The sequence below is a fragment of the Protofrankia sp. CiP3 genome, from assembly GCF_917627345.1.
Lineage (GTDB): Bacteria > Actinomycetota > Actinomycetes > Frankiales > Frankiaceae > Protofrankia.
In genome coordinates this window covers 44213-53078 of the sequence record NZ_CAKJTM010000020.1, presented here as the reverse complement: position 1 = coordinate 53078, position 8866 = coordinate 44213, and the positions used below count along the sequence as shown (strand labels likewise).

At 68.4% G+C, this 8866-nt stretch carries 7 protein-coding genes; 5 read left to right on the top strand and 2 right to left on the bottom strand.

Annotation, left to right across the window (positions count from 1 at the left end; genetic code table 11):
- Positions 1-71 precede the first annotated feature (71 nt).
- The 3 genes from MJ797_RS10380 (at position 72) to MJ797_RS10370 (ending at position 2579) form a co-directional block, all read left to right on the top strand.
- Positions 72-527, top strand: coding sequence for a tellurite resistance TerB family protein (locus MJ797_RS10380; RefSeq protein WP_239309256.1), 456 nt, complete (start codon positions 72-74; stop codon positions 525-527).
- 115 nt (positions 528-642) lie between these two features.
- Positions 643-888, top strand: coding sequence for a hypothetical protein (locus tag MJ797_RS10375; RefSeq protein ID WP_239334108.1), 246 nt, complete (start codon positions 643-645; stop codon positions 886-888).
- A gap of 152 nt (positions 889-1040) precedes the next feature.
- On the top strand, positions 1041-2579 hold the full coding sequence (locus MJ797_RS10370) for a carboxyl transferase domain-containing protein (RefSeq protein WP_239334107.1): 1539 nt from the start codon (positions 1041-1043) through the stop codon (positions 2577-2579).
- Between the two features lie 114 nt (positions 2580-2693).
- Here MJ797_RS10370 and leuS read toward each other — a convergent pair whose 3' ends face one another.
- Both leuS and MJ797_RS10360 read right to left on the bottom strand, forming a co-directional pair.
- On the bottom strand, positions 2694-5150 hold the full coding sequence (gene leuS, locus MJ797_RS10365; protein WP_239334106.1) for a leucine--tRNA ligase: 2457 nt from the start codon (positions 5148-5150) through the stop codon (positions 2694-2696).
- 35 nt (positions 5151-5185) lie between these two features.
- Positions 5186-6130 (bottom strand): rhomboid-like protein, encoded by a 945-nt coding sequence (locus MJ797_RS10360; protein ID WP_239334105.1) that lies wholly within the window; start codon positions 6128-6130, stop codon positions 5186-5188.
- Here MJ797_RS10360 and MJ797_RS10355 point away from each other — a divergent pair.
- Both MJ797_RS10355 and MJ797_RS10350 read left to right on the top strand, forming a co-directional pair.
- Positions 6129-8144: a thioredoxin domain-containing protein gene (locus MJ797_RS10355; RefSeq protein WP_239334104.1), complete on the top strand. Its 2016-nt coding sequence runs from the start codon at positions 6129-6131 to the stop codon at positions 8142-8144. The genes MJ797_RS10360 and MJ797_RS10355 overlap by 2 nt on opposite strands.
- A gap of 105 nt (positions 8145-8249) precedes the next feature.
- Complete coding sequence (locus MJ797_RS10350; protein WP_239334103.1) at positions 8250-8810, top strand: hypothetical protein; 561 nt, start codon at positions 8250-8252, stop codon at positions 8808-8810.
- The last annotated feature ends 56 nt before the right edge of the window (positions 8811-8866 follow it).

Sequence of the window (8866 nt, the reverse complement as noted above, 5' to 3'; positions counted from 1 at the left end):
CGAGGTGCGTGCCCCAGCCCGCGACGCCGCGTCCCCTATTGCCGGTCGCTCAAAGATGAGAGGATCATGTCATGGCGATCTGGGATCGTCTGCGCACCACTACCACGTCCATGCAGCAGCAGCTGAACGCCAAGAAGAACGATCTCAAAAGCGGTGCCTTCAGGGATGCGAGCATGGCCATGTGCGCGCTGGTCGCCGCAGCCGACGGCAGTATCGACCCGGACGAGCGCCGTAAGGTCGCCGCGCTCATCGGGTCGAACGAGGTACTGCAGAACTTCCCGGCGGAGCAGCTGCAGCAGAAGTTCAACGACTACTGCGTCAGGCTGCAGACCGACTTCGACTTCGGCAAGGTCAGCGTGATCCAGGACATCGGTAAGACCAAGAAGAAGCCGGCCGAGGCACGAGCGGTGATCCAGATAGGCATCGTCATCGGAGGCGCTGACGGTCACTTCGACAAGTCCGAGCAACAGGTTGTCCGGGAGGCCTGCTACGCGGTGGGACTGGACCCCAATGAGTTCGACCTCTGACCGCCAGGCACCGGGCGTCTCCTCGATCGTGCCAGGCATCCGGCCGGAGCCCGGCGATACCAGGCCGAGCCGGCACCTGACCACGTTTTCCGGCTGGCCGGCGTAGGGTCGAGGGGTGACAGAAGCGGGACGGGCCCTTGCCCTCGGGGTCAGCGCTGGCGCGGGCGGCTTCCTCGTGGTCCTGCTGTTGGGCTTGGCGGCTGTCGGTCTCTTCGTGATGATGTCGCGTAGCCTTGTACGGCTGCGCGGCAACGTCGCCGACGGACGCTTCGGTGAGCGTGGGACGCATCAGGACGGGCCTTCCGGCGTCCATGGCTCCGGCAGCGACATTCCAGCTCAGAACTCGGCCGAGCCCGACTGAGCGCGCCCGGCAATAGGGGCGTGGATCAGGGAGCGGCGTCCGGCTGGGTGGATCGCGAGGCTGCGGAGGGAGTCACCGGAGGTGTGGGTGGCGTCGCTGGCTGGGGCGCGCAGTCCGGTAGGGCTGACACCTGATAGGGGACAGCGCGCACAGTGAAGCACCCAAATCTTGCGGAACTGCTCGACCTGTTACTGGATGCGGGCAGCTGGAGCTGTTGGGACACCGCCTCAGCGCGGCCTGCCAGCAGCGCCGCCTACCGGCGGGACCTGTCGCGGGCCGCGGAACGAAGCGGCGCGGACGAGTCGATCCGCACCGGCGCGGGCCGGGTGGCTGGCCACCGGGTCGCCATCGTGGCCAGCGAGTACGGCTTTCTCGGCGGCAGCGTGGGCGTTGTCGCGGCAGAGCGGGCCACCGCCGCGATCGAACGGGCCACCGCCGAGGAACGGATACTGCTTGCGCTGCCCGCGAGCGGCGGCACCCGGATGCAGGAGGGCACACCCGCCTTTCTGCGGATGCTGACGATCAGCGGTGCTATCGCCGAGCACCGGGCGGCCAGCCTGCCGTACCTGGTCTACCTGCGCCACCCCACCACAGGAGGAGTGCTCGCGTCCTGGGCGTCGCTCGGGCATGTCACCTTTGCCGAGCCCGGCGCGTTGGTCGGTTTCCTTGGCCCCCGGGTGGTTGAGGCGCTCACTGGCACGACGTTCGCGGCCGGGACGCAGAGCCCGCGGGAACTGCGCCGGGCGGGTGCGCTCGACGCTCTCGTCGCTCCTGCTGATCTGCGGGAAGCTGTGCGGCGGGTGCTGGCCGTTGTGACGGCCGACCGTGGTCTCGCGACGGTGCGCGGCGGCGTAGGGAAACCGCCGGCCCGCGTCGCCGCGGCCGCCGCGAGGGATCCGTGGGCGTCGGTGCTCGCGACCCGGGCGCCCGATCGCCCCGGGCTGCGCGAGTTCCTGGCGGCCTCGACAAGCGACCTCACCTCTCTTGGCGCGTCCGAGCTGGGCCACGGACCTGAGGCGCCCGGCACACCGATTGTCACGGCGCTCGCCCTGCTGCGCGGGGCCCCCTGCGTCGTCATCGGCCAGGACCGGACGGCCCAGCGCCATCGGCCCATCGGGGTGCGTGATCTACATGCGGCACGACAGGCGGTGCAACGCGCCGCGGATCTACGTCTGCCCGTGGTCACCGTCATCGACACGCCCGGGGCGGAGCTTTCGCCGGAGGCAGAACGTGATGGGCTCGCCACGGCAATCGCGTATTGCCTCGCGGCGCTGATGAGCGCACCCGTGCCGACGGTGAGTGTGCTACTCGGCCAGGGGACGGGCGGTGCCGCGCTGGCGCTGCTGCCGACGGACGTCGCGGTCGCGGCCGAGGACGCCTGGCTGGCTCCGTTGCCGCCGGAGGGCGCGTCCGTGATTATGCACCGTACCGTTGACCGCGCCGCCGACCTGGCCCGCGAAATGTTCATCACCGCTGATGACCTGCGCCGGCTCGGCATCGTCGACCTGCTTCTTCCCGGTCCGGATGTCCCTGGCGGTGCCGACCTGGGAACCCGGACCTCCGGCGACGTTCGCGGCCGGATGACCGATATTGCCGATGGCGCCGTTGAGCTCCTGCGGACCGTCGGGGGACAGCACCCGGCAACGAGACTGGCGGCCAGGCGCGAACGCTATCGCCGCCTGCCGCCATGAGGCCGCACACTGCCTCGCCGTGCGGCCGCACGCCCGGCCCCCGCGCGACAGGACAGCTCCAGCGTGGCTGGCTGGCTGCTGCCGGCCGACCGGGCCGGAGATCAGGTGGCCCGCTCAGCGAACGACAAAATTGATGAGTTTGTCCCTGACGACGACTGTTTTGAGAAGCGTGCTGCCGGAAAGGGCGTGCAGCATGGCCTGGGAGGCCCTCGCGGCGGATTCGACTACCGCGTCATCCGCGCCGGCCGGCACTTCAACGCGATCTCGCACCTTGCCGTTGACCTGGCATACGATCAGCTTTGTCGCAGAGGCCAGCAGGGTCATATCCGCAAGCGGCCAGGAATCCTCCCACACACGCCGTCCAGTGAGCAGCTCGTAGACCTCGGAGGAGATGTGCGGGGCAAAGGGAAAAAGGAGTGACGCCCCCGTGGCGACCGCGTGCCGGAGAGCCGCCGGACTCGCTCCGTCCCGTTGTGCCCGGCTCACTGAGTTCGACAGCTCCATGATGGCCGCTATGGAAATGTTGAAGGCGAATTTCTGGGTCATGCTCTCGGTTACGCGGACGATTGTCTCCGCGACCTTCCGGTTCAGCCCGGTGTCGATCTGGTGGGCGTCGCCCGCGGCCGGCGCCTGGTCTGTCTCCGCCAGCTCCCGGCCGAGGCGCAGCAGCCGGCGTAGGAAGCGGTAGACGCCCTCGATTCCCTCGTCGGACCAGTCGGCGCCTGTATCGGGTGGCCCCATGAAGAGCACGTAGCATCGAGCGGTATCCGCACCGTAATGCTTCACGATCCGCACGGGTGAGACGACGTTTCCGCGGGATTTGGACATCTTGGCGCCGTCTTTTGTGATCATTCCCTGGGTAAAGAGCTTCGCAAACGGCTCCGCAACGGGGACTTTGCCGAGGTCGTACAGGACCTTGGTGAGGAAGCGCGCGTACAGCAGGTGCAGGATCGCGTGTTCGATACCGCCGATGTACTGGTCGACCGGCATCCACTCGGCGAGCGCGTTGAAGTCCCAGGCCTGCTCGGTATTGGTTGGGTCACAGTAACGGAGAAAATACCAGGACGAGTCGACAAAAGTGTCCATCGTGTCGGTCTCGCGGCGGGCGTATCCACCGCAGGCCGGGCAGGTCACGTTGACCCAGTCGTCTGCGGAGGCAAGCGGGGAACGCCCCTTGGGCGCGTAGTCCTCGACATCGGGCAGGCGGACCGGTAGCTGCTCGTCGGGCACCGGGACCAGCCCGCATGACTGGCAGTGGATGATTGGTATCGGGCAGCCCCAGTATCGCTGCCGTGATACGAGCCAGTCACGAAGCTTGTAGCTCACCGTTTGGCATCCGGCACCTTCGGCCGCGAGCCACGAGGTTATGGCCGCGCCCGCCGCGGCGCTGGTCAGGCCGTCGAACTCGCCTGAGGAGCGGAGCGTGCCCGCTCCGGTGTAAGGAAGCTGCCCGGCGGCGGGGCCGTCCGGGTCGTCGGGGGCTATCACCGGGGTGATGGGGAGCCCGAACTCGCGCGCGAACGCGTAGTCGCGTTCGTCGTGGGCCGGCACGGCCATGACAGCGCCGGTCCCGTACTCCATGAGAACGTAGTCGGCGACGTAGACGGGGATATGTTCGTTGTTCGCCGGATTGATCACATGGCGGCCGAGGAAAACGCCGGTCTTCGGCTTGTCGGCTGCCCCCCGTGTGTCGTTTGTGCTTCGCAGCGCCTGGTTGACGTATTCGCGGACGGATTCTTCCTGCGGGGTGCCGGCGGCGAGCCGAAGGACATCTGGATGTTCCGGTGCCAGCACGAAGAAAGTGGCACCGAACAGGGTGTCCGGGCGAGTCGTGAAGACATGGTACTGTTCGCCTGTCTCCACGCAGGGAAATATCACCTCGGCGCCCTCGGACCGGCCGATCCAGTTCCGCTGCATTGTCTTCACGTGTTCCGGCCACTCGATCTCGTGCAGTCCGGCGAGCAGCCGGTCCGCGTAATCAGTGATCCTGAAGAACCACTGCTCGAGCTGGCGTGCTTCGACCTCGGTGCCGCATCGCTCACAGCGCCCGCCGACGACCTGTTCGTTGGCAAGGACGGTGGCGTCCTTGGGGCACCACTTGACGGCGGCGTTCTTGCGGTACGCGAGGCCCTTCTCGAACAGCCGCAGAAATATCCACTGCGTCCACCGGTAGTACGAGGGCTGGTGGGTGGCGAGCTCGCGCGACCAGTCGATGGAGATTCCCCATTCCCGGAACTGCCGCGCAAATGACGCTATTGACTCGTCGGTGGATTCTTTGGGATGCTTTCCCGTGCGAATCGCATGGTTCTCGGCCGGCAGCCCGAAGGCGTCGTATCCCATGGGATGAAGCACGCGCCGGCCATTGCGGCGCATGAAGTGCGCGACTGCGTCACCCACGGCGTAGTTCTTGAGGTGCCCAATATGCGGCTCGCCACTCGTATAGGGAAGCATCTCAAGTACGTAGGCGGCCCCGCTGGACTCCGTGAGGTTGTTGGACACCTGCCAGGTGCGCTCACGGTGCCATATATCTTGCCACTTCTTGTCGATCTCACGAAAATCCGGGGCGTCCATCTGTCTACCTTATCCATTATTCAGCAGGTGAAGCTTCATCCTATGCCCTCGGTGGGTGGCGCGACTTGACGCCATCGTGCGGCGGGCGGAGCGGCGGCCGGCCGGCCCTGGGCCGGGACGATTCCGTTCGGGGCAGCTGGCCGGCGCAGGGGACGCCGCCGCCGGAGGTACTGGGAGCAGAGCAGGCCGAGCGCGGCCGAGAGAAGATGACCGGCGGCGGTGAAGTCGGGCTCGCGCGCCATGTCGAGAGCGAGCCCGGCGGTCAGAGCACCAGCCAGCGGCCAGCGCCGGCCCGACGGCAGGGCGGCGGCGAGCACCGCACCGCAGGCGATCAGACCGTAGCTCGCGCCGACGTCGACGGCATCGGTGACCGAGTCGTCGACGAGCCGCATGGCCCGGCCGGCCGCGAGGCCACCGGCGACGAGCAGGCTCGCTCCGATGTGGCCGGTCGCGAATACTCCGAGTGCCGGCCGTGAGCCGATCATCCGTTCCAGCGGCGCGACAACCGCGGCCACCGCGGCGGCTGACGGGAAGAAGCTGAAGCCGTCAAGCCAGCAGGCGCTGGCCAGCAGGACGTAGAGCGGGCGGGTCCGCAGCCCGGTCAGGTTGGTGGAGTGAGCGACCAGGAGGCGGTGATAGAGCTCGAAATCGAGGGTGTGGGCGACCGCGAGGGCCGCTGAGGTGGCCGCCAGGACAATGATGTAGATCATTGCCAGTGGCGCGGTATGCCACGCCTGGCGTAGCAGGTCCCATCCGGTGCGCGGAACCGGCCATGGGAACGAGGGCAGCCATGGTGGCGGACCGGGATCCCTGTCCCGCTGTGACGTTTGCGACGGTTCCGCACGGGCCCACGGCCAGCAGGGCGACCGGAAGGGCAGGCCGCGGACGTCGCGCAACAGAATCCGGTGGGCATACACCACATGGAGTTCAATGTTCGGGAGGCGGCCACGCTTCCCCGGCAACGGGAATGCTGGGCACATGCCGAACCGCCTTGTTGATCAGACCTCACCCTACCTGCTCCAGCACGCCGACAACCCGGTCGACTGGTGGCCATGGGGCGCCGACGCATTCACCGAGGCCACCGGTCGTGACGTCCCGGTACTGTTGTCCGTGGGCTATGCGTCGTGCCATTGGTGCCACGTGATGGCCCACGAGTCGTTCGAGGACGCGACAACCGCGGCATTCATGAACGAACACTTCGTCAACATCAAAGTCGACCGCGAGGAACGGCCTGACGTCGACGCTGTCTACATGGACGTCACCGTCGCCCTCACCGGCCACGGTGGCTGGCCGATGACGGTCTTCCTCACACCGGCGGGTGAGCCGTTCTACGCTGGTACCTACTTCCCGCCGGCGCCGCGGGCGGGGATGGGGTCGTTCCGGCAGCTGCTCGAGGCGGTGACGAGCGCATGGCGGACGCGCCGGGACGAGGTGACCGCCTCCGGCGCGGGCATCGCGCGTCAGGTCGCCGCGGCAGCCGATGCCGCGGTCGGGCCGCCGGCTCCGTTCACCGCGCGGCTGCTCGATGCCGCGGTCGAGCAGGCAGGGCGGACCTTCGACCCGGTGAACGGTGGTTTCGGAACGGCACCGAAGTTCCCGCCGTCCGCGCTGCTGGAGATGTTGCTACGGCACTGGGCCGGTACCGGGGATGCCGCGAGCCTGCGTATGATCACGGCCACCTGCGAGAGAATGGCTCGCGGCGGGATTTACGATCAGCTTGCTGGCGGGTTCGCCCGTTACAGCGTGGATGCCACCTGGACCGTCCCCCACTTCGAGAAGATGCTCTACGACAACGCCCAGCTGCTGCGGGTTTACCTGCACCTGTGGCGGGCGACCGGATCCGCGCTGGCCGAGCGGGTCACCCGTGAGACCGCGGCCTTCCTGCTGGGCGAGCTGCGGACCCCCGAAGGCGGGTTCGCCTCTGCGCTGGACGCGGACACGACCGTGGCCACCGCGCCTGGTGCTGGCGGGCATGCCGCTGAGGGGGCCACCTACGTCTGGACGCCGGCCGAGCTTGTCGACGTCCTCGGCCAGGACGACGGGGCCTGGGCCGCGGGTGTCTTCGGCGTCACCGCCGCGGGAACATTCGAGCACGGCGCATCCGTGCTGGCACTCGCCACGGACGCGGACGATCCCGCCAGGTTCACCCGGGTTCGGGCCCGGCTCGCGGCGGCGCGGGCACGCCGGCCCCAGCCCGCTCGGGATGACAAGGTCGTCGCGGCGTGGAACGGCCTCGCGATCGCCGCGCTGGCCGAGGCCGGCGTGCTGCTGGCGGAGCCGGGCTGGGTGACCGCGGCCGTTGAGGCGGCAACGCTGCTTCTCGACGTCCACTGGGTGGCGGGCCGGTTGCGCCGGACAAGTCGGCACGGCCGGGTCGGAACCAACGCCGGGGTGCTGGAGGACTACGGGGACGTTGCCGAGGGCCTGCTCGTTCTGCACCAGGTTACCGGTGATGACCGGTGGTTGGCGGCGGCCGGTGACCTGCTTGGTGTCGCATGCGCGCACTTTGTCGCGGCTGACGGTGGATTCCACGACACCGCGGACGACGCCGAGCGGCTGTTGCGCCGGCCGCGGGACTCCGCGGACTCGCCGGCACCGTCCGGCCAGGCGGCGATCGCGGGCGCACTGCTGACCTACGCGGCGCTGACGGCTTCCCGCGACCATCGTGAAGCGGCCGAGCGGGCGCTTGCGGCCCTGGTGCCGATGTTCGGCAGGAACGCGTCCTTCGCCGGTTGGGCGGGTGCGGTTGGTGCGGCGTTTCTCGCCGGACCGGCTGAGGTGGCGGTTGTCGACCGGCCGGACCTGGAAGGACTCGCCCGGCTCACCACCGCGCCGGGCGCGGTCGTGGTGACCTCCGGGCCGTTGGCGCACGGTCGGGCCGCCGGGGTCCACGTGTGCCGAGGCTTCGTGTGTGAGCGGCCCGCGACCACGGCCGAGGCAGTGCGTGACCAGCTGGGGGTCAAGGTCCTTCCAGTGTCTTCGAGGAATGTCTGATGCCTGATTCCAGTTGCTCGTGTATCACTTGTAAGTATGTAATCAACCAGGAGGTGCACGATGCACGGGAGCCAACATCGAGAACAGACGGCGAGGAGGCACGGCATGGCGGGATCGCGCGGGCGCGGCCACGGTCGCTGGGGCGAGCGTGAGCAGGCGCCACCCGCGGACGACGCACAGGCATGGTTCACCGGGCGACTGCCCGACGAGTGGTTCAACCGCCCGGTCGCGGTGACCGTGGATCGGGATGAGATCATTGTTGTGGGCACGGTGCCCGCTCCCGACGTCGAGTCTGACGACCAGGCCGCGGTGGCCGCCGCGGAGTCGGGCCGGATCCGGCGGTTCCGCGAGGCGACCCGGGACGCCCGGATCGCGATCGCGCGGGAGGCGGAGCAGCGTTATCTGCGCAAGGTTGCGTGGGGGGTGACAGTGGGTGGCACAACCGAGTTGTTCACGACACTGTCCGTTCCGGTAATGACCCGGCTTCGGCAACCGGAACGCCATGTTCTTGACACGTTGGTCGACTCGGGGGTTGCGCGCAGCCGTAGCGACGCGCTCGCGTGGTGCGTCCGTCTCGTCGGTGACAACGCCCAGCCATGGCTCACCCGTCTGCGGGAGGCCATGGAGAAGGTCGAACAGGTTCGCGCCGAGGGTCCTGAACTGTGAGAATCCGGCTGGCGCCCTGCGCCGGTCGCTCCTAGTGGTCGGCGCCGGGAGTTCAT

Bases quoted from the DNA above. Each gene is read 5' to 3' on its own strand.
- MJ797_RS10350 (WP_239334103.1), top strand. From the start codon at position 8,250: ATGGCGGGATCGCGCGGGCGCGGCCACGGTCGCTGGGGCGAGCGTGAG.
- MJ797_RS10360 (WP_239334105.1), bottom strand. From the start codon at position 6,130: ATGTGCCCAGCATTCCCGTTGCCGGGGAAGCGTGGCCGCCTCCCGAAC.
- leuS (WP_239334106.1), bottom strand. From the start codon at position 5,150: ATGGACGCCCCGGATTTTCGTGAGATCGACAAGAAGTGGCAAGATATA.
- MJ797_RS10355 (WP_239334104.1), top strand. From the start codon at position 6,129: ATGCCGAACCGCCTTGTTGATCAGACCTCACCCTACCTGCTCCAGCAC.
- MJ797_RS10380 (WP_239309256.1), top strand. From the start codon at position 72: ATGGCGATCTGGGATCGTCTGCGCACCACTACCACGTCCATGCAGCAG.